Source organism: Belnapia sp. AC561, from assembly GCF_979252845.1.
Genome location: NZ_CEEDBP010000009.1, coordinates 133,912 through 152,538, shown reverse-complemented (window position 1 = coordinate 152,538; position 18,627 = coordinate 133,912). Strand labels below are relative to the sequence as shown.

Below are 18,627 nucleotides of genomic sequence, written 5' to 3'. Positions count from 1 at the left end.
GCTGGACCATGGCGTGATTCACGGCTTCCGGTGGGTCCACCTCAGCCGATCACGCCCTATCGCCGGCGCAGCCGGATGCCGAGCGCGAGGATGCCGACCGCCGCCACCGCCATGGCGGTCGCCGCGCCGAAGCCGGCGATGGCCAGGCCGACCAGCACCGGGCCGAGCGACTGGCCGGTGAAGAAGTGGAAGGCATGCAGGGCGACGGCGGAGCCGCGGGCCTCCGGCGCCACCTCGGTCACCCGGGTCTGGATGGTGTTGTGGATCATGTAGAAGCCGGTGCCGAGCGCGAGGCCGGCGGCGATGAAGATGGTCGCGGTCGGCGCCAGGCCGAAGCCGAGCAGGGCCAAGGCCGCCAGCGCCCCGCCCAGGATCACCAGCCGCCCCTGGCCGATGCGCGCCAGCAGCGGCTTGGCGACGGCGGCATAGACGATGCCGCCGCAGCCGAAGGCGGCGACCGCCATGCCGGCCTCCACCGTGGCGCCCAGGGTGCCGCCGATGCCGCGGGATTCGAGGATGGGGGCGAAATAGGGGAAGGTGCCGAAGACCAGCACGCCCTCCACCGCGACCGCGAAATACAGGATCCGGGCCTGCGGCAGGGAGAGGATGAAGCGGTAGCGCTGCAGCGCGCGCACCGGCTCGAAGCGGCGGCGCGGCTCGGGCGGGCCGATGGGGAAGGTCAGCATGACCGCCGCGGCCGTCGCCGCCAGGCCGCAGCAGAGCCAGAGGATGCCGCGCCAGCCGATCAGCGGGCCGACCGCCCCGGCCAGCGCCCCGCCGGCGATCTGCCCGACGATGGAGAAGACCAGCAGGCGGCTGAGCGCGACCTGGCGGTTCTTGATCGGCACCGCGTCGCCGACCGCGGCCAGGGTCAGCGGCATGATGCCGCCGGCCGCGGCGCCGGCCAGGGCGCGCAGCGCGATCAGCCCGCCGAGGCTGGTGGCGAAGGGCGCCAGCAGGGAGAAGAGGGTGAGGCAGCAGAGGCTGATCTGGATGATGCGGCGCTTGCCGATGGCATCGCCGATCGGGCCGAGGATCGGCTGGATCAGCGCGAAGGGCAGCGCATAGGCCGAGGCGAGCAGTGCCGCCTGGCCGACGGGGGCGCTGAATTCCGCCGCCAGGGTGGTGACGAAGGGGTCCATGACCCGGCCGCCGATGGCGCCTGCGAAGCAGGAGATGCCCAGCAGCAGGATCAGCCGGCGGACATCCACGACGGGTTCGGCCGCGGCCACGGACGGCGGCGGGGTGATCGGGTCAAAGGCCATTCGCCCGATACTGCGGTGCAGCGCAGCACCGGGCAAGCGTGGCCGGTCAGGCAGCAGCCATGCGTGCGGCGACGCGGGCGACCAGCGCCACCCGTTCCGCCCGCATCCCGGCGCCGCGCGCCTCGGCGGCGGCCAGGACCTCGGCCGGGGCGGTCTCGGGCCGGCCGGCATCGAAGGGCGGCTGCGGCGCGTATTCGATCTGCAGCTGGATGGACTGGGCGACGGCCGGGCCGGCGACCTCGGCGGCGATGGTCAGGGCGAAGTCGATCCCCGCGGTCACGCCGCCGCCGGTGATGACCTTGCCATCCCGTACCACCCGCCCCTGCACCGGCACGGCGCCGAGGTCGGCGAGGAAGTCGTGGCTGGCCCAATGGGTGGTGGCGCGGATGCCGCGCAGCAGCCCGGCGGCGCCCAGCACCAGCGCCCCGGTGCAGACCGAGGTGACGTAGCGCGCCCCCGGCGCCTGGGCGCGGAGGAAATCGAGCACCTCCTCATCCTCCATCAGCGCGGCGACGCCGGGGCCGCCGGGGATGCAGAGGATGTCGAGCTGGGGGGCCGCGGCCAGGGTGGTATCGGCCATCATGGTGAGGCCGGTATCGGCGCGGACCGGTCCGGCTTCCTTCCAGAGCAGCTTCACCTGGGCGCCCGGCAGGCGGGATATCACCTCGAAGGGCCCGGTGAAGTCGAGCTGGGTGAGGCGGGGAAACAGCAGGAATCCGATGGTCAGGGTCTCGGGCTGGGTCATGGCGGTCCTCCGGCGCGGATGGTGGCACGGGCCGGCCGGGCGGCGAAGCGTGGCCAGGGGCCTGCGCCCCAGGGGCGCGGCAGGTTGTTGCCGATCCAGGCGATGACGAACAGCACGGCGAGCCCCGGCAGCAGCGGCGCCACCAGGAAGCGCCAGTCGGCGGCCTCGGCGAAGACCACGATGGGATTGGCCCCGGCCGGGGAATGGATGGTCCGCGTCGCCGCCATCGCCGCCAGCGCCGCGCCCACCGACGCCGCCGCCCAGAGCTCCACCGGCCCGCCGAATGCGAGGTGGCCGGCGCGGAAGGCCAGGCCGACGATGCTGGCCAGGACATGGCCGCCGAAGAAGCTGCGCGGCTGCGCCATCAGCCCGCGCGGCATGCCGAGCAGGATGACGCAGGAGCCGCCGAGCGAGGGCAGCAGCCAGGGGTGATTGGTCCAGCGGAGCACCACGGCAGCGCCGAGCAGGGCCAGGCTGGTGCCGGCGAAGCCGACCAGCAGCCGGGCGGGTGGGGTTCTCATGCGTTTCTCCGCAGGTCCTCGGCGGTATCCACGTCGCGCAGGCGGCGCAGCAGCGCCACCCGGTGGCGCGGGAAATTCGCCAGCGTGTCGGATAGCGCCTGCGGGCTGGACCAGCGGATGCCGGCGAAGGGCCGGTCGGGCCGGCGCGGGCCGAGGCCGACGAGCCAGTAGCCGCCATCCGCCGAGGGGCCGAAGACGGCATCGGCACGGCCCAGGGCGCGAAAGGCGGCGGCCACGTCGGCGCGGCCGAGGGCGGGGATGTCGCTGCCGATGAGCACCGCCCGGCGATGGCGGCCGAGCGCCCGGCCCATGCGCTGGCCGAGGTCGCCGCCGCCCTGCGGCCGGATGCGGGGCCGCCAGGGCACCGGAAGCGGCCAGCGGGCGCGGTCCGGCGTCACCACCAGCTCCATCTGCCAGCGGCGGTCCCGGCCCAGCTCCCGCAGCAGGCGGCGGAGCTGGCCCTGGTGGAAGCGCAGCGCGCCGAGCTGGCCGATGCCCCGGGCCAGGCGGCGCTTCACGGTGCCGAGGCGGGGTGCGCGGGCAAACAGGATCAGCCGGTCACCTTTCATCCGTAGAGCCGGCGGATCAGGGAGGGCGGCAGGCCGAGGAAATAGAGGCTCAGGCAGCCGAGGTTGCGGGCGGAGCGGCGCCACCAGCCGTCCCGCCGCCAGCGCTCCGCCGAGGTCACCGCATCGACCGGCAGGGCCGCCAGCCGCCGTCGCCCGAGCCGCCGCACCAGGTCCACATCCTCCATCAGCGGCAGCGGCCGGAAGCCGCCCACCGCATCGTATAATGTGCGGGAGATCAGCAGGCCCTGGTCGCCATAGGGCAGCGCCAGGACGCGGCAGCGCCAGGCCACCAGCCGTTCCAGCCGGCGGGCCTGGGGGGCGGGGTCGTCCAGGGTGAAGCGGGCATATCGGGCCAGGTCCGGCCTGGCCATGGCGGCGCGGACCGCCTCCGTCCAGCCGGACGCCAGCCGGGTATCGGCATGCAGGAACAGCAGCCAGGGCGCCTCTGCCGCCGCGGCGCCGGCAGCGAGCTGGCTGCCGCGGCCGCGCGGGGCCTGCAGCACCCGGGCGCCGGCGGCTGCCGCCAGGGCCCGGGTCGCATCGGCGCTGCCGCCATCCGCGACCACCACCGGCCAGGGCGCGCAGGCGGCCAGGGCGGCGGCGATGGTGCCGGCGGAGTTCAGTGTCGGGATCACGATAGTCAGGTTTTGTTCCAAGGCAGCCTTAACCAAGCGTTCACATCATGTTCTTGACAGACGAGGTCCCACTTGGCACGGTGCGCAGGAACAGAGAAGGAACGGTCGCATGCCCGACGGATCTGCTGTTTCGGCCCTTTTGCCGGGCCTCCGCAAGGGCCGGGGCGCCGTCTCCAATCCCGGCGTGCGCTTCGAATCGACGGCGCGGGAGGCCTTCGACGACGGCTGGGGCAGCCTCGCGGAGCTGGCCGAGCTGCCGCCGCTGCCGACCACCCTGCTGCGCGAGACCTCCCGCAGCGCCATGGCCTGGAACGACAGCCCGGACATCGGCTTCGACCGCTCCATCAATCCCTATCGCGGCTGCGAGCATGGCTGCGTCTACTGCTATGCCCGGCCGAGCCACGCCTATGTCGGCTATTCCCCGGGGCTCGATTTCGAGACCAAGCTGCTGTTCAAGCCGGACCTGCCGGCGCTGCTGGAGAAGGAGCTGCGCAAGCCCGGCTACGTGCCGAAGCCGGTGGCGCTGGGCGCCAATACCGACCCCTACCAGCCGGTCGAGCGGACCCTGATGCTGACCCGGCAGGTGCTGGAGGTGCTGGAGCGCTTCGGCCATCCCGTCACCATCGTCACCAAGTCGGCCGGCGTGCTGCGGGATCTCGACATCCTCGGGCGGATGGCGAAGCGCAACCTGGTGCATGTCTGCCTCTCCGTCACCACGCTGGATGCCGGGCTGGCGCGGCGGATGGAGCCCCGCGCCGCGACGCCGGCGCGGCGGATCGAGGCGATCCGGGCGCTCGCCGCGGCCGGCATCCCGGCCGGGGTGCTGGCGGCGCCGATGATCCCGGGGCTGAACGATGCCGAGCTGGAGCGGATCCTGGCCGCCTGCGCCGCGGCCGGCGCCACCCGGGCGGGCTATGTGCTGCTGCGCCTGCCGCTCGAGATCCGGCAGCTGTTCGAGGACTGGGCGATGACGCATTTCCCCGATCGCGCCGCACGCATCCTGGCGCTGGTGCGGGAGACGCGGGGCGGGGCGATGTACGACAGCCGCTTCGGCACGCGGCAGAGCGGCACCGGGGCCTATGCCGACATGCTGGCGGCGCGCTTCCGGCTCGCGGTGGGCAAGCTGGGGCTGGGCGGCGCCCGGGTGGTCTCCCAGGCGCTGGACTGCAGCCAGTTCGCACCGCCGCCCACAGCGCATGGCCCGGCGCGGCAGCTGGCGCTGCTGTAGCCCTCAGTCCTTCTGGGTGAAGAACTTGTGCCCGGCCTCGAAGTGGTTCGGCTTCATGAACATGCTGAGGATCACCGCGCCCTGTGGCCCGGCCCAGGCGACATGGGTATTGCCGCCGGGCCGCCAGACGAACTGGCCGGGCAGGCATTCGCCCTCGTCGTCGATGAAGCTGCCTTCCAGCACGTAGGTCTGCTCGACCGCGGTATGCTCGTGCAGCGGCACCACGGCGCCGGGCTCCAGCTTGAACAGCAGGGTGCACATGCCGGAGGCGTCGTTGTAGAGCGTCTTCGACTGGATGCCGGGGAAGGCCGAGGTCTCCCAGGGCATGCTGGCGGGGTCGAGGAAGGTCGAGGGCGGCGAGGCCTCGGGGGCCAGCAGGCGCCGGCGCATCGGTTTCGGGGATCCATCGGGCATGGCGCGTCTCCCTCACGCAATGACCGGAGCCTAGGCCCAGGGCGATGCTTTCGCCAAGCACCGCATCTCGCTACGCTCGCGGGCCTATCGGGGAGGGGAAAGTACTATGCTGTCTCGGCGGATCTTCGCGGCCTGCGGGCTCTGCAGCGCCCTCGGCCTCATGGCCTCCGCAGTGGAGGCGCAGCCGGCGCCACCGGCCGGGATCACCCGCAAGACCCTGGGCACCATCGACTATCCCGGCGAGGGCAAGCATTCGATCCTGATGTCGCTGGAATTGGCACCCAATGCGCTGATCGGCCGGCATACACATCCGGGCGTCGAATCCTCGGTGGTGACGGAGGGGGAGATTGAGCTGGAGGTGCAGGGCCAGCCGGCCAGGCGCTATGCCGCCGGGGAGGGCTTCCAGGTGCCCCCGGGCGTGCCGCATTCCGGCAAGAACGGCCCGGCGACCTCGAAGCTGGCGATCACCTATATCGTCGAGAAGGACAAGCCGCTGGCCTCGCCCGCCTGATGCCGGATTTCGCCCTGGAATCGGCGGCCGGCGGCCGGGTCGCGGGCGTGGACGAGGCCGGGCGCGGGCCGCTGGCCGGTCCGGTGCTGGCCGCCGCGGTGGTCTTCCCGCGCGGCATGCCGGCCGGGCTCGCCGCCCTGCTCGACGACAGCAAGAAGCTGAATGCGGCGGCGCGGGAGGCGGCCTTCGCCGCCTTGTACGACGCCGCGGCGCGGGGGGAGGCGGAATTCGCCATCGCCGCCGCCTCCACCGCCGAGATCGGCCGGCTGAACATCCTGCGCGCCAGCCACCTCGCCATGGCGCGGGCGGTGGCGCGGCTGGCCATCCTGCCCGGGCTGGCGCTGGTGGACGGCAACCAGCCGCCCCCCCTGCCCTGCCCGGTCCGCTGCGTCATCGGCGGCGATGCGCTGAGCTTCTCGATCGCCGCCGCCTCGATCCTGGCCAAGGTGGTGCGGGACCGGGCCATGGCCCGGCTGGACCCGCGCTGGCCAAACTATGGCTTCGCCCGCCACGCCGGCTACCCGACCCTGCGGCATCGGGAGGCGCTGGTGGCGCATGGGCCCTGCCCGCATCACCGGCGCGGATTCTCGCCGGTGGACCAGGCGGTGCTTCGCTTCGGTTGACCCCCCGCGACTGAGTTGACCCCGCGACTCGAGCCAGCGATGTTGGGCATTCGCCGATTCGCGTCGGCCGATTGGGCGTGACGGCTCGGCGTGATGGCTGGGCGTGATTCGGGGGGGCAGTGCGTTGGGAATGGGACTCGAGCTGCCCCTGGACCAGATCCTGGTCGGGGATTGCATCGCGGAGATGCAGCGCCTGCCGCCGGCCTCGGTCCATGCGATCTTTGCCGACCCGCCCTACAACCTCCAGCTCAGGGGCGACCTGCGGCGGCCGAACGACACGCTGGTGGATGGCGTGGACGATGCCTGGGACCGCTTCGCCGACCTGGCGACCTACGACGCCTTCACCCGCGCCTGGCTGACCGAGGCGCGCCGCATCCTGCGCAAGGACGGCACCATCTGGGTGATCGGCAGCTACCACAACGTCTTCCGGCTCGGCGCCGCGCTGCAGGACCTGGACTACTGGGTGCTGAACGACGTCATCTGGCGCAAGACCAACCCGATGCCGAATTTCCGCGGCAGGCGCTTCACCAATGCGCATGAGACGCTGATCTGGGCGGCGCGCGGCGAGGAAAGCCGCTACCGCTTCAACTACGCCGCCATGAAGTCGCTGAACGACGACCAGCAGATGCGGAGCGACTGGTTCATCCCGCTCTGCACCGGGCCGGAACGGCTGCGCGACGAGGCCGGGGCGAAGATCCATCCGACCCAGAAGCCGGAGGCGCTGCTGCACCGGGTCATCCTCGCCTGCACCAATCCGGGGGAGATCATCCTCGATCCCTTCCTCGGCACCGGCACCACCGGCGCGGTGGCGCGGCGGCTGGGGCGGCATTTCATCGGGATCGAGCGGGATACCGGCTATGCCGAGGCGGCCGCCGCCCGCATCGCGGCGATCACGCCGCTGTCGGAGACCGCCGCGCTGACCATGGCCGGCAAGCGGGAACAGCCGCGCATCCCCTTCGGCACCCTGGTCGAGCGGGGGCTGGTGCCGGCCGGCTCCCTGCTGGTGGACCGGGCGCGGCGCTTCTCGGCGACGGTGACGGCGGATGGGTCGATCCGCTGCGGCAGCGCGCAGGGATCGATCCATCAGGTGGGCGCGGCGGTGCAGGATGCGCCGAGCTGCAACGGCTGGGCCTTCTGGCACGTGGACCTGCCGGGCGGACGGCTGCGGCTGCTGGACGAGTTCCGGGCGGAGATGCTGGGCCAGCGCGCCTGAACTAGGCGCCGATGAAGGCCGTCGGCACGCCGGCGGCGGCATCGCGCAGGGTGAAGATCCGGGTGCCGGGCTTGCGGCCGACCCGCAGCGGCGAAACGGCGAGGCCCGCGGCCTCCAGCCGGGCATGGCTGGCGGCGACATCATCCACCCCCCAGGTGAGGCCCCAGAGGCTGTCGGGCGCCGTGCCGAGGCCGGCGGCGAGGTCGTGCGAGACCTCGAGCACCAGGTCGCCGCAGCGGAAGAACAGCAGCCGGCTGCCCCAGGCGGGGTTGCTGCGGTCGAGCCGCAGATCGAGCCCGAGGCGGCCGGCAATCAGGGCGGTGGTGCGCTCCGGGTCGGCGCTGCGGATGACGGCATGGTCGAGCCTGGTCGCCGAGGCGGCGGGCGGCGCGGCGGCGATGGTCAGCAGATGCAGGCCGCGGGCGGCCTCGGGCGCGTAGAGGGTGGCGCTGCGGCCGAGCCAGGGCAGCGGCGGGCCCGCGGCGGGCAGGCCGCGGCGTTCCAGCAGGCGGGCGGCCCTTTCGGGCTCGGCCACGGCGAAGCCCAGCGCGCCGAGACCGGGACCGGGGGCGAGGTGCCGGGCCAGGCCCTCCGAGGCATCAGGCGCGGCGACCAGGACCAGGGTGGTATTGTCCAGGGCGAAGGCGGCCCAGTCCAGGCACTCGGCCGTGCCGGCCTCGGTACCGGACCGGGCAGCGGATTGGGCGAAGATGGTCTCGTAGGCGGATGTCGCGGCGGCGAGGTCCCCGACCGCCAGGGTGAGGTGGTCGAGGCCGAGGATCGTGCCGGCGTCCTGCGATGTCATCCCATTCCCTCCCGAATGGGCGGCAGGATGCCCGGCCGCGGTGGCGCCTACCAGCGGTAGGCGAGCGTCGCATAGACCGTGCGGCCGGGGGCATAGGAACAGGTGCCCTGGCAGGTCTGGACGATGCGGTCGTTGCCGAGGTTGTTGGCATTGACCGCCAGCCGCCACTGCTTCCAATCCGCCCGGGCCACGGCATCGACGATGGTGGCGCTGGGGACGTGGTAGATCGGGTTACCCGCCGAGGGTGCGTTGTTGCCGAGCGTATTGCCGATGTAGCGGATGCCGGCGCCGAAGCCGAGGGTCAGGTCCTCGGTGACGGCGTAGCTGTAGTCGCCCCAGAGCGAGGCCATGTGGCTGGGCACCGCGGCCGGGCGGCGGCCGATGTTGTTGGTGGTGCTCTTCGTCACCTCGGCATCCTGCGCGGTGAAGGCGGCGAGGAGGTTGAAGCCGGGGAACAGATTGGCCTTCGCTTCCAGCTCCGCGCCGCGCACCCGCACCTCGCCGGTCTGGATGCTGTAGGAGGCATTGACCGGGTCCGTGGTGGAGACGTTCTGCTGGGTCAGGTCGTAGATCGCCGCGCCGACCAGGCTGTTCGAGCCGGGCGGCTGGTACTTCACCCCGAGTTCCACCTGCTCGCCCGTCGTCGGCTGGAAGGCGCCGCCGCCCCGGGCCGGCGCATAGGTGCCGATGGCGGGGAGGAAGGAGGTCGAATAGGCGACATAGGGCGAGATGCCGGACTCGAAGGCATGGAGCAGCGCCGCCCGGCCGGTGAAGGCGGTATCGCGCTGGGTGGAATTGGTGCGGGTGACGGTATTGGTGGTGCCGGTATCGGCCCAGTCCTGCCGGCCGTTCAGCGTCAGGATCCAGTTGTCCAGCCGGATCTGGTCCTGGGCATAGAGGCCGAGCTGCTGCTGCATCTGGTTGGTCGCGGTGACGGAGGTGGCGCCGCGCGGCAGCGTCGGCAGGTCCTGCCCATAGACCGGGGCATAGACATCGAGCCGTGAGGCCGCGGCGACGTAGGTGCGCGTATTGGCATGCAGCAACCGGGCATCGAGGCCGAAGAGCGCGGTATGCTGCAGCGGGCCGGTGACGAAGCGGGCTTCGGCCTGGTTGTCGACGGCGAAGGAGTGGTAGGTCGGCCGCGCCAGGCTGGCGACCCGGGCGACCTGGCGCTGCTGCGTCGTCGGGGAGAAGCCGGTGGCATAGATCGAGTTGTAGTCGACCTCGAGATAGGCGGCGCGGGTATTCTGCCGCAGCGTCCAGGCCTGGTTCAGCCGGTGCTCCAGCAGGGTGCCGATGCTGTACTGGCTTTTCCGGTAGTGGTCCCAGGCGGGCTCGCCGGTGGCGCGGCCGACCCGGATCCTGCCGTTCGGATTGGCCAGGACGGTGCCCTGGGGCGGCAGCCACTGGCCGGTCACGCCGGAATCGTCGCGCAGGTAGCTCGCCAGCACGGTCAGCGTGGTGTCGGCGCCGGGCCGCCAGGTCAGCGACGGCGCCAGGTAGATCCGGTTGTCGCGGCCGCCGTCGACGAAGCTATCGGCATCCCGCACCAGGCCGTTCAGCCGCCAGAGCAGCGAGCCATCCGGGTTCAGCCGGCCGCCCACATCGAAGCTGCCCTGGATGCGGTTGAAGCTGCCGCCCTGGAGCGCGACCTGGTTGACCTGGTCCGCCTGCGGGACCTTGCTGACGGCATTGACGATGCCGCCGAGATTGGCCTGGCCGTAGAGCCCGGAATTGCTGCCCCGCAGCAGCTCGATCCGCTCCATGCCCGATGGCTCGATCCGGAAGCTATAGGCCGGGACGGGCGCCGGGATGCGCAGGCCGTCGAGGTAGATGTCGGCGGTGAAGCCGCGGACGCTGAAATACTCGCCGCGGCTGTCGAAGGAACCGGCGAAGGCGCCGGGGCTGTAGCGCAGCGCCTCGTTCACGGTGCGGACGTTCTGGGTCTCGAGCTGGTCGCGGGTGATGACCGAGATCGACTGCGGCGTTTCCAGCAGGGGCGTATCGGTCTTGGTGCCGGTGGCGCTGCGATGGGCGACATAGCCGGGCACCGGGCCGCGCGCGGATTCGCCGGGGGTGTCGATGGTGAGGGTCGGGAGCTGGACGACGGCATCCTGCGCCAGGGCCGGGCCCTGGCAGGCCAGCAATGCCGCCGCGAGCAGGCTCGGCGCCCGTAGGGAGAGATGATGATCTGGCATGGCGGGCGACCCGGCTCCTTGAAGCTGAAGAAAACGTCATCCAGTCTGGCTCCGCCAGTTTCTGCAATTGATTCTCATTATCATCAAGATAGCTGCGACGCGGGAGCAAACGCCGGGCCCGACGGCGAATGTCCTGATTCCCGATAGTTAGCGGCTGCCCATCGCGCCCGGATTTTTTTGCGAATGATTCCTATTTGCAAATTTTCTCAAGCTTCGGTAACCCGCCCCGACCTGAGGACGGATCACCCGCCTTGCCCATGCCCGCCCCCCCTACCGTCGCACCCCTCCGCCCGGCCCTGATCCGCCGCCTGACCGCCCCGCCACGCTGGCTCGGGATCCTGTCGCGCTGCATCGCCGCCATCCTCGGCGGCTATCTGCTCGCGGCCCTGGTCGCCCTCGGCTGCGCGCAGTGGCTGGGGCCGCCGCGCGCGGAAGCGGTGCTGACGGGCATGCTGCTGGGCTTCGCGGTGCATGCCGGGGCGGTCATCTGGGTCTTCGCCGCGGCGGGCGCCGGGCGCGCCTGGCTCGGCCTCGCGGTGCCGGCGGCGGTGCTGGCCGGCGGCCTGTTCCTCAGCGGAGGATTCTCATGACGGAGCGGCCGGCATGAAGGAAGGCTTCCGCCAGTGCATGGCCTGGCTGCACACCTGGTCCGGCCTGCTGGTCGGCTGGTTGCTCTTCGCCGTCTTCCTGACCGGCACGGCCGCCTATCTGCGGCCCGAGACCAGCACCTGGATGCGGCCGGAATTGCACGCCGCGCCGGCCGGGCCCGATGCCGCGCAGACCATCGTCGGGCATCTGTCGGAGACCGCCGCCGGCGCCTCGAACTGGCTGATCCTGCTGCCCGATGCACGGCAGTCCACCGCCCAGGTCTTCTGGCAGGATCGCGGCGCGCCGCGCGGCTTCCGCCAGGCCTGGTTCGACCCGGCCACCGGCCGGCCGGTGGCGGCGCGCGACACCTTCGGCGGCGAGTTCTTCTACCGCTTCCATTTCCAGCTGCACTACATGAACGTGCCGCTGGCGCGCTGGATCGTCAGCTTCTGCGCCCTGGTCATGCTGGTCGCCATCATCAGCGGCATCGTCACCCACCGGCGCATCTTTGCGGATTTCTTCACCTTCCGGCCGGGCAAGGGGCAGCGATCCTGGCTCGATGGCCATGCGCTGGTGGCGGTGGCGGCGCTGCCCTACCACCTGGTGATCACCTATAGCGGCCTGGTCACGCTGATGCTGATGACGATGCCCTGGGGCGTCGCCACCGCCTATCGCGGCGACCGGGCCGCCTTCACGGCGGAGGTCTTCGGCACCGCCCCGCCGCCCCGCGCGGCCGGCCAGCCGGCGCCGCTGGTCGCCATCGGCCCGCTGCTGCGGGAGGCGGAGCGGCATTGGCAGGGCGGCAGCGTCGGCCGCATCACCGTGCAGCGCCCGGGCGATGCCAATGCGACCATCCAGCTGACGCGCGACGATTCCGAGACCCTTTCCGCCACGCCGCAGACCCTGCTGTTCAGCGGCACGACCGGCGCCCTGCTGGCCAGCGCCGGCGATGCGGCGGCACCGGCGGCGGCGACGCGCGGCGTGCTCTATGGGCTGCATGTCGGCCGCTTCGCCGGCGGGTTGCTGCGCGCGCTGTTGCTGCTCTCGGGCCTGGCCGGGACGGTGATGGTGGCGACGGGCTGCATCCTCTGGGCGGTGAAGGCGCGGCAGCAGGCGGAGCGGCGCGGCAGGATCGGCTTCGGCGTCCGGCTGGTCGAGCATCTGAACGTCGCCGCCATCGCCGGACTGCCGGTGGCGATGGCCAGCTTCTTCTGGGCCAACCGGCTGCTTCCCGCCGGACTGGCGGGCCGGGCGGAGTGGGAGATCCATGTCTTCTTCATCGCCTGGGGCTGCTGCCTGGTGCATCCGCTGCTGCGGCGTGGCCGGCAGGCCTGGGTCGAGCAATTCGCGCTCGGCGGCCTGCTGTTTGCGCTGCTGCCGGTGGTGAACCTGGCGACGACGCAGCGGCATCTCGGCATCAGCCTGGTGCAGGGCGACTGGCTCTTCGCCGGCTTCGACCTCGGCCTGCTGGCGATCGGCCTGGCGCTGGGCGGCATCGCCTGGCGGGTGGCGCGGCGGCGGGCGGCGGCGCCGAAGACGCGTGGCCAGGCGAGCGCCTTGGCGGCGGGGGCGGCGGAATGATCGGGCTCGGCCTGGCGCTGCCCTATGCGGGCTTCGCCGCACTCTGCCTCGCCATGGAACGGCACCGGCAGCAGGTGCTCCGGCATCGCCTGGCGCCGGGGCAGCGGCGGGCGCTGCAGGTGGCGGGGTGGCTGCTGGTCGCAGCCTCCCCCCTGCCCTGCATCGCCTGGCGCGGCTGGGGCATGGGCAGCGTGCTCTGGTGCGGCCTGCTCAGCGCGGCGCTGCTGCCACTGGCCCTGCTGCTGGCCTATGCGCCGCGGCTGGTGGTGCCGACGGCGATGGCGGGCCTCGTGCTCGGCCTGCTCGCCGGGCTTTTCGGACCCTGATCAACAAGGAGATTGCCATGACCATGACACGCAACCTGCTGCTGGCGGCAGGCCTGCTCGGCGCCTCGATGACCGGGGCCGGCGCCCATCAGGTCTGGCTGGAACGCGACGGCACCAGCGCCCGGGCCTATTTCGGCGAGCCGGTGGAGAACCAGCGCGAGAAGACCGGCGCGCTGCTCGACCGCATCAGCGGCCCGCGGATCTTCACCGGCGACCCGGCGCAGCCGCTGCCGATCCAGCGGCAGGCGGACCACATCGCCGCCACCGTGCCGGCCGGCACGGGCGACGTGCGGCTGGTGGAGGATAGCCTGGCCCCCTTCGGCCGCACGGCGGAGCAGCGGACCCGGCCGGTGATGCTGGCGCGGGAGGGCCGGACCGAGACGCGCGCCGTGCTCGACCTGGAGCTGGTGCCGGTGGTGGCGGGGGGCAATGACTTCGTGCTGATGCTGCGCGGCCAGCCGCTGCCGCGGACCGAGGTGACCCTGGTGGCGCCGCCGCGCTGGGAACGCCGGCTGCGGACGGATGCCGAGGGCAAGGTGAGCTTCCCCACCCCCTGGGCCGGCCGCTACGTCGCCGAGGCGATCCATGTCGAGGACCGCGCCGGCGGCAGCGGCGAGGCGGCCTATGCCAAGACGCGGACGGTCTCGACCCTGTCCTTCGTTGCAACCCAGGGCATAGGCTGGACCGCGGCGGACTGAGGTCCGGCCGGCTGGCGGGATGCGCGCCGATGCCTCATGCTGCCCGGAAGGGCGCCAGGAGGACCAGGCAAGATGGGCAATATCGCATCCCGCTACAGCACCGGCTGGCCGAGCATCCGGGAGCAGGTGAGCCCGGAGGAATGGCAGGCGCGGCTCGACCTCGCCGCCTGCTACCGGCTGGTCGACCGCTACGGCATGACCGACCTGATCTACAACCACATCACCCTGCGGATCCCCGGCACCGACCACCTGCTGATCAACCTCTACGGCCTGCTCTACAAGGAGATCACCGCGACCTCGCTCGCCAGGATCGATGTCGAGGGCAATATCCTCTGGAAGCCGGATACCGAGTACGGCATCAACAAGTCCGGCTACGTCATCCATGGCGCCATCCACACGGCGCGGCCGGATGTGGCGGCGGTGATCCATACCCATACCCGGGCGGGCATGGCCGTCGCCTCGATGGCATGCGGGCTGCTGCCGCTGACCCAGACGACGATGCGCTTCGTCGGGCACCTCGGCTACCACGACTACGAAGGCCCGGCGGTGGATCTGGCGGAGCGGGAGCGGATCGTCGCCGACCTCGGCGCGCATGACGCGATGATCATGCGCAACCACGGGCTGCTGACCTGCGGCGCGACCCTGCCGCAGGCCTTCAACACGCTGTACCAGCTCGAGATGGCCTGCCGCGCCCAGGTGGATGCCATGGCGGCGCGGACCGAGCTGACCATGCCCTCGCCCGAGATCCTGGAACGGACTGCGCATCTCTATCAGCCCGGCACGCGGCGGCCCTATGGCGTGCTGGAATGGCACGCGATGCTGCGGCTGCTGGAGGCGGAGCAGGGTGCCTCCGGCTTCCCGCCCTATTGGTCCTGAAGGAACACCGCATGTCCCCGCCCCGCCTGCTGCTCTGGACCGACAATGCCGCGCCCTATGTGGCGGCGATCGAGGCCGCCGGCCTCGCCGGGCAGGTGACAACCGAGACCCTGGGGCGGGCCGCCTCGCCCACCGCCGAACAGCTGGCGGAGACCGAGGCGATGCTGGGCTGGGGGGTGCCGCCGGGGCTGCTGCCGCGGATGCCGAAGCTGCGCTGGGCGCAGGCGCTGACGGCGGGGGTGGAGGGCTGGCTGGCGCTGCCGGACCTGCCGCCGGGGCTGATGCTGACCTGCGCCCGCGGCACCCATGGCGAGTCCATGCCGGAGAACATCCTCGGCGCGCTGTTCCATATCACCAAGCCCTATGCCGCCATCGCCGAAGCACAGAAGGCAGGCCGCTGGACCCGGCGGGTGGCGACGCCGCTGAATGGCGCGACGCTCGGCATCCTCGGCCTCGGCGCCATCGGGCAGGAGGTGGCGCGGCTGGCGACGGCGCTGCGGATGCGGGTGATCGGCACCCGACGCAACCCGGCGCCGCTGCCCGGCCTCGCCGAGGTGCTGCCGCCGGAGCGGACGGACGAGGTGCTGGCGCAATCGGACTACGTGCTGCTGCTGCTGCCGGCGACGCCGGAGACGGAGAATTCCATCGATGCAGCGAAGCTGGCCCGGATGAAGCCCGGCGCCTGGCTGCTCAACTTCGGCCGCGGTGCGCTGATCGTCGATGCCGACCTGATCGCCGCGGTGAAGGACAGGCGCATCGCCGGCGCGGTGCTGGACGTGTTCCGGCAGGAACCGCTGCCGCCGGAGGATCCCTTCTGGACGACGGAGGGGATCCTGGTGCTGCCGCATATCGGGGGCATGCATCCGCGGCGGGACGAGGTGGTGGCGAAGCTGCTGGCCGAGAACCTCGGCCGCTTCCTGGATGGGCGGCCGCTGCGCGAGGTGGTAGATCGCGCGGCGGGGTATTGAGGCTCAGCCCGCGGCGCGGTTGAGGATTTCCTCCGGCGTCGAGGAGACGACGTCGACGTAGCGCGGCTTGAAGGCCGCGGCGCCGCCCTCGATGTGCTGGATGAAGGCGGGCTTCATCGCCTTCAGCACGGGCAGGATCGCGGCATGCTTCTCGATGCTGGCCCATTCGGCGATGAGGAAGAAGCGTTGCGGGTCCTCCGCGTCGCGGCAGAGCACGCCGTCCTTCACCTGGGCGGAGGACTTGTGCATCGGGTTGTCGTCGCCGTAGTCGAATTCCTCGAAGAGGCGGATGAACTCCGCCTCCTGCCCCGGGACCACCCGGAAATCATAGATGTGGAGGACGTTGCCGCGGGTCGCCAGCGGTTCCTGTGCCATGCCAACCTCATCGAAACTGGTGCGCGGCAAGGCTAGGCCGCCGTCGGGGCCGGTGGCAACCGGGATGGTGTTGCATCCGATAAAAAAGGGGGCATACTGAGCATTCGCCGGAGGTTTGACCCATGGATATCTCCCCCGATCTGTCGCGTGGCCGCCAGACCGAACTGGTCTGGCCGGGCGAGGACAGCCAGCGCATCCCCGACTGGGTCTATACGGATGCCTCGGTCTATGCGCGCGAGGTGGAGCGGATCTTCCACGGCCGCACCTGGAACTACGTCGGGCTGGAGGCGGAGATTCCGAACGCGGGGGATTTCATCCGCAGCAATGTCGGGCCGACGCCGGTGGTGGTCTCCCGCGCCAAGGATGGCGGCATTGCGGTCTTCGAGAACCGCTGCGTCCATCGCGCCGCCGAGTTCTGCCGCGAGCTGACCGGCAACGTGAAGGAATTCGTCTGTCCCTATCACCAATGGACCTATGACCTGAAGGGCAGGCTGCAGGGTGTGCCCTTCCGGCGGGGCGTGGCGGGCAAGGGCGGGATGCCGAAGGACTTCGACCCGGCCGACCACAACCCGCGGGCGCTGGCGGTGACGACGCATCGGGGCGTGATCTTCGCCAGCTACGCGGCGGACATGGAAAGCCTGCAGGATTACCTGGGGCCGGAGGTGCTGCGGGAATTCGAGGCGACCTTCGATGGCCGCAAGCTGGTCATCCTCGGGCATTACCGCCACAGCCTGCCGGGCAACTGGAAGCTCTACCACGAGAACCTGAAGGACCCCTATCACGCGACCCTGCTGCATACCTTCCTGGTGACCTTCGGGCTGCTGGTCGCCGGCAACAAGTCGCTGATGCTCTCGGACGAGAGCGGCCGTCATGGCGTGATGTGCAGCGCCAAGTCGGATGCCAGCAAGGTCTCGGCCGAAAGCAAGGCGGAGATGCGGGCCTACAAGGAAGGCATGCGGCTGGCCGACCCGCGGATCATGGATTTCGTCGACGAGTTCGACAGCCCCTGGTCGGTCACCATGGCGACGATCTGGCCGAACTTGATCGTGCAGCGGGAGATGAACACGCTCGGCATCCGGCAGCTGGTACCCACCGGGCCGAACGAGTTCATCATGAAATGGACCATGTTCGGCTTCGAGGGCGATACCAAGGAGATGACGCGGCACCGGCTGCGCCAGGGCAATCTCATGGGTCCCGCCGGCTTCCTCGGACTCGAGGACAACGAGGCGATCAAATTCGTCCAGGACGGCATGCTGCGGGTGCCGGGCGGCGAGCATTACGTCGCGCTCGATCCGGCGACGCCCTTCGGCACCTCGGAGACGCTGATCTCGGAATCGGCGATCCGCGGGATGTACCGGCACTGGCGTGAGGTGATGGGGCTGTGATGGACCCGCGGCTGGAAGCGCTGCTGCTGCGCGCCGAGATCGACGCCTTCAACGCGGAATACGCTGCGCTGCTGGACCGGCAGGACCTGACCGGCTGGACGCAGTGCTTCACCGCGGATGCCTTCTACGTCGTCATCAGCCGGGAGAATTTCGAGCGCGGCCACCCAGTCGGGCTGATCTACTGCGAGGGGCGGCCGATGATCGAGGACCGCGCCTTCGCCCTGCTGAAAACATCGATGTTCGGGCCGCGCAGCCTGCGGCACATGATCAGCAACCTGACCGTGGCGCCGCAGCCGGATGGCACGGTGCAGGCGCGGGCGAATTTCGTGGTCTTCGAGGTGCTGACCGACCGGCCCGAGGCACGGGTGCTGCAGGTGGGCGAGTACCGCGACATTTTCGCCCGCGAGGATGGCGCGCTGAAGCTGCGCGAGCGCCGCTGCGTCTACGACAACCTGCTCATTCCGACGGCGCTCTGCATCCCGGTCTAGGCGGCGCGCTCCGACGGGCCGAGCATGGCGCGGCCGCTGCCGTTGTTGGCATCCACCAGCCGCAGCAGCATCGACAGGAACAGCTCCCGCTCCGCCGTCCCGAGCGGCTCCAGCAGCCGCTCCTGCGCACGCTTCATGGCGGAGAGCATGGCGCGGGTGATGCGCTCGCCCTCCGGCGTGATGCGGGTGAGGATGGCGCGGCGATCGACCTCGCTGCGCTGGCGCTGCACCAGGCCGCGCTGGGCCAGGCGGCCGAGCACGTCGGCGACATTGGTGCGGTCCAGCCCGACCTCCTGCGCCAGCGAGACCTGGTCGATATCCGGGTTCAGCGAGAGGGTGGTCAGCACGGCGTATTGCACCGGGGTGATCTCGAAGGCGCTGCATTCCTCGAGGAACAGGGCGCCATGGATCTGGTGCAGCCGGCGCACGAGGTAGCCGGGGCGGCGCCAGAGCGGCAGGCGCTCGATCAGCTGGCGGAGTTCCGGGTCGGCGACGGATTCGGCGACGGTGGCCTGGGCGGCCTCGGCGCTGGGTCGGGTGCGCCGGCTCATGGGAGAATTCGCTGCATGGGCCGAGACTAGCGAAGCGACCCGCCGGGCGCAAAGCGTGGTTGAC

The 18,627-nt window shown here is 71.3% G+C and carries 22 protein-coding genes; 12 read left to right on the top strand and 10 right to left on the bottom strand.

Going from position 1 to position 18,627, the window contains the following annotated elements; all coding sequences use genetic code 11:
• Positions 1–56: 56 nt before the first annotated feature.
• The 5 genes from AC0IW9_RS10345 to AC0IW9_RS10325 are packed head-to-tail and all read right to left on the bottom strand — an operon-like array spanning position 57 to position 3,735.
• Positions 57–1,265: an MFS transporter gene (locus AC0IW9_RS10345; protein WP_471648153.1), complete on the bottom strand. Its 1,209-nt coding sequence runs from the start codon at positions 1,263–1,265 to the stop codon at positions 57–59.
• Between the two features lie 46 nt (positions 1,266–1,311).
• The gene (locus tag AC0IW9_RS10340) at positions 1,312–2,010 is read right to left on the bottom strand and encodes a DJ-1/PfpI family protein (protein ID WP_471648152.1); all 699 of its coding nucleotides are present in this window, start codon (positions 2,008–2,010) and stop codon (positions 1,312–1,314) included.
• Positions 2,007–2,531: an HPP family protein gene (locus AC0IW9_RS10335; protein ID WP_471648151.1), complete on the bottom strand. Its 525-nt coding sequence runs from the start codon at positions 2,529–2,531 to the stop codon at positions 2,007–2,009. Before AC0IW9_RS10335 ends, AC0IW9_RS10340 begins: the two co-directional genes overlap by 4 nt.
• Positions 2,528–3,100: a TIGR04282 family arsenosugar biosynthesis glycosyltransferase gene (locus AC0IW9_RS10330; RefSeq protein ID WP_471648150.1), complete on the bottom strand. Its 573-nt coding sequence runs from the start codon at positions 3,098–3,100 to the stop codon at positions 2,528–2,530. Before AC0IW9_RS10330 ends, AC0IW9_RS10335 begins: the two co-directional genes overlap by 4 nt.
• Positions 3,097–3,735: a TIGR04283 family arsenosugar biosynthesis glycosyltransferase gene (locus AC0IW9_RS10325; protein ID WP_471648149.1), complete on the bottom strand. Its 639-nt coding sequence runs from the start codon at positions 3,733–3,735 to the stop codon at positions 3,097–3,099. Before AC0IW9_RS10325 ends, AC0IW9_RS10330 begins: the two co-directional genes overlap by 4 nt.
• 109 nt (positions 3,736–3,844) lie before the next feature.
• Between AC0IW9_RS10325 and AC0IW9_RS10320 the strand changes: the two genes are divergently transcribed.
• Positions 3,845–4,963, top strand: a complete 1,119-nt coding sequence (locus AC0IW9_RS10320) for a PA0069 family radical SAM protein (protein WP_471648148.1) — start codon at positions 3,845–3,847, stop codon at positions 4,961–4,963.
• 3 nt (positions 4,964–4,966) lie between these two features.
• Here AC0IW9_RS10320 and AC0IW9_RS10315 read toward each other — a convergent pair whose 3' ends face one another.
• Positions 4,967–5,377: a cupin domain-containing protein gene (locus AC0IW9_RS10315; protein ID WP_471648147.1), complete on the bottom strand. Its 411-nt coding sequence runs from the start codon at positions 5,375–5,377 to the stop codon at positions 4,967–4,969.
• Between the two features lie 106 nt (positions 5,378–5,483).
• Between AC0IW9_RS10315 and AC0IW9_RS10310 the strand changes: the two genes are divergently transcribed.
• The 3 genes from AC0IW9_RS10310 to AC0IW9_RS10300 all read left to right on the top strand — a co-directional run bounded on the left by AC0IW9_RS10310 (position 5,484) and on the right by AC0IW9_RS10300 (position 7,724).
• A complete protein-coding gene (locus AC0IW9_RS10310; RefSeq protein WP_471648146.1) occupies positions 5,484–5,888 on the top strand; it encodes a cupin domain-containing protein in 405 nt (134 codons plus the stop codon).
• Positions 5,888–6,511, top strand: coding sequence for a ribonuclease HII (locus AC0IW9_RS10305; RefSeq protein ID WP_471648145.1), 624 nt, complete (start codon positions 5,888–5,890; stop codon positions 6,509–6,511). Before AC0IW9_RS10310 ends, AC0IW9_RS10305 begins: the two co-directional genes overlap by 1 nt.
• Before the next feature lie 130 nt (positions 6,512–6,641).
• Positions 6,642–7,724: a DNA methyltransferase gene (locus tag AC0IW9_RS10300; RefSeq protein WP_471648144.1), complete on the top strand. Its 1,083-nt coding sequence runs from the start codon at positions 6,642–6,644 to the stop codon at positions 7,722–7,724.
• Position 7,725: 1 nt separating this feature from the next.
• Here the strand turns inward: AC0IW9_RS10300 and AC0IW9_RS10295 are convergent, their stop codons facing one another.
• Both AC0IW9_RS10295 and AC0IW9_RS10290 read right to left on the bottom strand, forming a co-directional pair.
• Entirely contained in the window at positions 7,726–8,529 is an 804-nt protein-coding gene (locus tag AC0IW9_RS10295) for a VOC family protein (RefSeq protein ID WP_471648143.1), read from the bottom strand.
• Between the two features lie 47 nt (positions 8,530–8,576).
• Positions 8,577–10,727: a TonB-dependent siderophore receptor gene (locus tag AC0IW9_RS10290; protein ID WP_471648142.1), complete on the bottom strand. Its 2,151-nt coding sequence runs from the start codon at positions 10,725–10,727 to the stop codon at positions 8,577–8,579.
• Between the two features lie 257 nt (positions 10,728–10,984).
• Here AC0IW9_RS10290 and AC0IW9_RS10285 point away from each other — a divergent pair, with 257 nt between their 5' ends.
• The 6 genes from AC0IW9_RS10285 to AC0IW9_RS10260 all read left to right on the top strand — a co-directional run bounded on the left by AC0IW9_RS10285 (position 10,985) and on the right by AC0IW9_RS10260 (position 15,764).
• The gene (locus AC0IW9_RS10285) at positions 10,985–11,317 is read left to right on the top strand and encodes a DUF3649 domain-containing protein (protein ID WP_471648141.1); all 333 of its coding nucleotides are present in this window, start codon (positions 10,985–10,987) and stop codon (positions 11,315–11,317) included.
• Between the two features lie 13 nt (positions 11,318–11,330).
• Positions 11,331–12,896 carry a PepSY-associated TM helix domain-containing protein gene (locus AC0IW9_RS10280; protein WP_471648140.1) on the top strand — a complete coding sequence of 522 codons (1,566 nt, stop codon included), beginning with the start codon at positions 11,331–11,333 and terminating at the stop codon, positions 12,894–12,896.
• Positions 12,893–13,222, top strand: a complete 330-nt coding sequence (locus AC0IW9_RS10275; protein ID WP_471648139.1) for a DUF3325 domain-containing protein — start codon at positions 12,893–12,895, stop codon at positions 13,220–13,222. Before AC0IW9_RS10280 ends, AC0IW9_RS10275 begins: the two co-directional genes overlap by 4 nt.
• Positions 13,223–13,239: 17 nt before the next feature.
• Positions 13,240–13,920 carry a DUF4198 domain-containing protein gene (locus tag AC0IW9_RS10270; protein ID WP_471648138.1) on the top strand — a complete coding sequence of 227 codons (681 nt, stop codon included), beginning with the start codon at positions 13,240–13,242 and terminating at the stop codon, positions 13,918–13,920.
• 72 nt (positions 13,921–13,992) lie between these two features.
• A complete protein-coding gene (locus AC0IW9_RS10265; RefSeq protein ID WP_471648137.1) occupies positions 13,993–14,796 on the top strand; it encodes a class II aldolase/adducin family protein in 804 nt (267 codons plus the stop codon).
• 11 nt (positions 14,797–14,807) lie between these two features.
• A complete protein-coding gene (locus AC0IW9_RS10260) occupies positions 14,808–15,764 on the top strand; it encodes a D-2-hydroxyacid dehydrogenase (protein WP_471648136.1) in 957 nt (318 codons plus the stop codon).
• Positions 15,765–15,767: 3 nt separating this feature from the next.
• On the opposite strand, the gene AC0IW9_RS10255 is transcribed toward AC0IW9_RS10260, so the two are convergent.
• Positions 15,768–16,139, bottom strand: a complete 372-nt coding sequence (locus AC0IW9_RS10255) for a putative quinol monooxygenase (RefSeq protein ID WP_471648135.1) — start codon at positions 16,137–16,139, stop codon at positions 15,768–15,770.
• A 122-nt stretch (positions 16,140–16,261) separates the two neighbouring features.
• Here AC0IW9_RS10255 and AC0IW9_RS10250 point away from each other — a divergent pair, with 122 nt between their 5' ends.
• Positions 16,262–17,524 carry an SRPBCC family protein gene (locus tag AC0IW9_RS10250; protein WP_471648134.1) on the top strand — a complete coding sequence of 421 codons (1,263 nt, stop codon included), beginning with the start codon at positions 16,262–16,264 and terminating at the stop codon, positions 17,522–17,524.
• Positions 17,524–18,012 carry an aromatic-ring-hydroxylating dioxygenase subunit beta gene (locus AC0IW9_RS10245; RefSeq protein ID WP_471648133.1) on the top strand — a complete coding sequence of 163 codons (489 nt, stop codon included), beginning with the start codon at positions 17,524–17,526 and terminating at the stop codon, positions 18,010–18,012. Before AC0IW9_RS10250 ends, AC0IW9_RS10245 begins: the two co-directional genes overlap by 1 nt.
• On the opposite strand, the gene AC0IW9_RS10240 is transcribed toward AC0IW9_RS10245, so the two are convergent.
• A complete protein-coding gene (locus AC0IW9_RS10240) occupies positions 18,009–18,563 on the bottom strand; it encodes a MarR family winged helix-turn-helix transcriptional regulator (protein WP_471648132.1) in 555 nt (184 codons plus the stop codon). The genes AC0IW9_RS10245 and AC0IW9_RS10240 overlap by 4 nt on opposite strands.
• Positions 18,564–18,627: the final 64 nt, after the last annotated feature.

What these genes read in the sequence shown, in the direction of transcription:
- AC0IW9_RS10265 (WP_471648137.1), top strand. Translation starts at nt 13,993, where the DNA reads ATGGGCAATATCGCATCCCGCTACAGCACCGGCTGGCCGAGCATCCGG.
- AC0IW9_RS10305 (WP_471648145.1), top strand. Translation starts at nt 5,888, where the DNA reads ATGCCGGATTTCGCCCTGGAATCGGCGGCCGGCGGCCGGGTCGCGGGC.
- AC0IW9_RS10290 (WP_471648142.1), bottom strand. Translation starts at nt 10,727, where the DNA reads ATGCCAGATCATCATCTCTCCCTACGGGCGCCGAGCCTGCTCGCGGCG.
- AC0IW9_RS10255 (WP_471648135.1), bottom strand. Translation starts at nt 16,139, where the DNA reads ATGGCACAGGAACCGCTGGCGACCCGCGGCAACGTCCTCCACATCTAT.
- AC0IW9_RS10250 (WP_471648134.1), top strand. Translation starts at nt 16,262, where the DNA reads ATGGATATCTCCCCCGATCTGTCGCGTGGCCGCCAGACCGAACTGGTC.
- AC0IW9_RS10280 (WP_471648140.1), top strand. Translation starts at nt 11,331, where the DNA reads ATGAAGGAAGGCTTCCGCCAGTGCATGGCCTGGCTGCACACCTGGTCC.
- AC0IW9_RS10270 (WP_471648138.1), top strand. Translation starts at nt 13,240, where the DNA reads ATGACCATGACACGCAACCTGCTGCTGGCGGCAGGCCTGCTCGGCGCC.
- AC0IW9_RS10310 (WP_471648146.1), top strand. Translation starts at nt 5,484, where the DNA reads ATGCTGTCTCGGCGGATCTTCGCGGCCTGCGGGCTCTGCAGCGCCCTC.
- AC0IW9_RS10295 (WP_471648143.1), bottom strand. Translation starts at nt 8,529, where the DNA reads ATGACATCGCAGGACGCCGGCACGATCCTCGGCCTCGACCACCTCACC.
- AC0IW9_RS10335 (WP_471648151.1), bottom strand. Translation starts at nt 2,531, where the DNA reads ATGAGAACCCCACCCGCCCGGCTGCTGGTCGGCTTCGCCGGCACCAGC.
- AC0IW9_RS10245 (WP_471648133.1), top strand. Translation starts at nt 17,524, where the DNA reads ATGGACCCGCGGCTGGAAGCGCTGCTGCTGCGCGCCGAGATCGACGCC.
- AC0IW9_RS10260 (WP_471648136.1), top strand. Translation starts at nt 14,808, where the DNA reads ATGTCCCCGCCCCGCCTGCTGCTCTGGACCGACAATGCCGCGCCCTAT.
- AC0IW9_RS10240 (WP_471648132.1), bottom strand. Translation starts at nt 18,563, where the DNA reads ATGAGCCGGCGCACCCGACCCAGCGCCGAGGCCGCCCAGGCCACCGTC.
- AC0IW9_RS10340 (WP_471648152.1), bottom strand. Translation starts at nt 2,010, where the DNA reads ATGACCCAGCCCGAGACCCTGACCATCGGATTCCTGCTGTTTCCCCGC.
- AC0IW9_RS10285 (WP_471648141.1), top strand. Translation starts at nt 10,985, where the DNA reads ATGCCCGCCCCCCCTACCGTCGCACCCCTCCGCCCGGCCCTGATCCGC.
- AC0IW9_RS10300 (WP_471648144.1), top strand. Translation starts at nt 6,642, where the DNA reads ATGGGACTCGAGCTGCCCCTGGACCAGATCCTGGTCGGGGATTGCATC.
- AC0IW9_RS10345 (WP_471648153.1), bottom strand. Translation starts at nt 1,265, where the DNA reads ATGGCCTTTGACCCGATCACCCCGCCGCCGTCCGTGGCCGCGGCCGAA.
- AC0IW9_RS10275 (WP_471648139.1), top strand. Translation starts at nt 12,893, where the DNA reads ATGATCGGGCTCGGCCTGGCGCTGCCCTATGCGGGCTTCGCCGCACTC.
- AC0IW9_RS10330 (WP_471648150.1), bottom strand. Translation starts at nt 3,100, where the DNA reads ATGAAAGGTGACCGGCTGATCCTGTTTGCCCGCGCACCCCGCCTCGGC.
- AC0IW9_RS10320 (WP_471648148.1), top strand. Translation starts at nt 3,845, where the DNA reads ATGCCCGACGGATCTGCTGTTTCGGCCCTTTTGCCGGGCCTCCGCAAG.
- AC0IW9_RS10315 (WP_471648147.1), bottom strand. Translation starts at nt 5,377, where the DNA reads ATGCCCGATGGATCCCCGAAACCGATGCGCCGGCGCCTGCTGGCCCCC.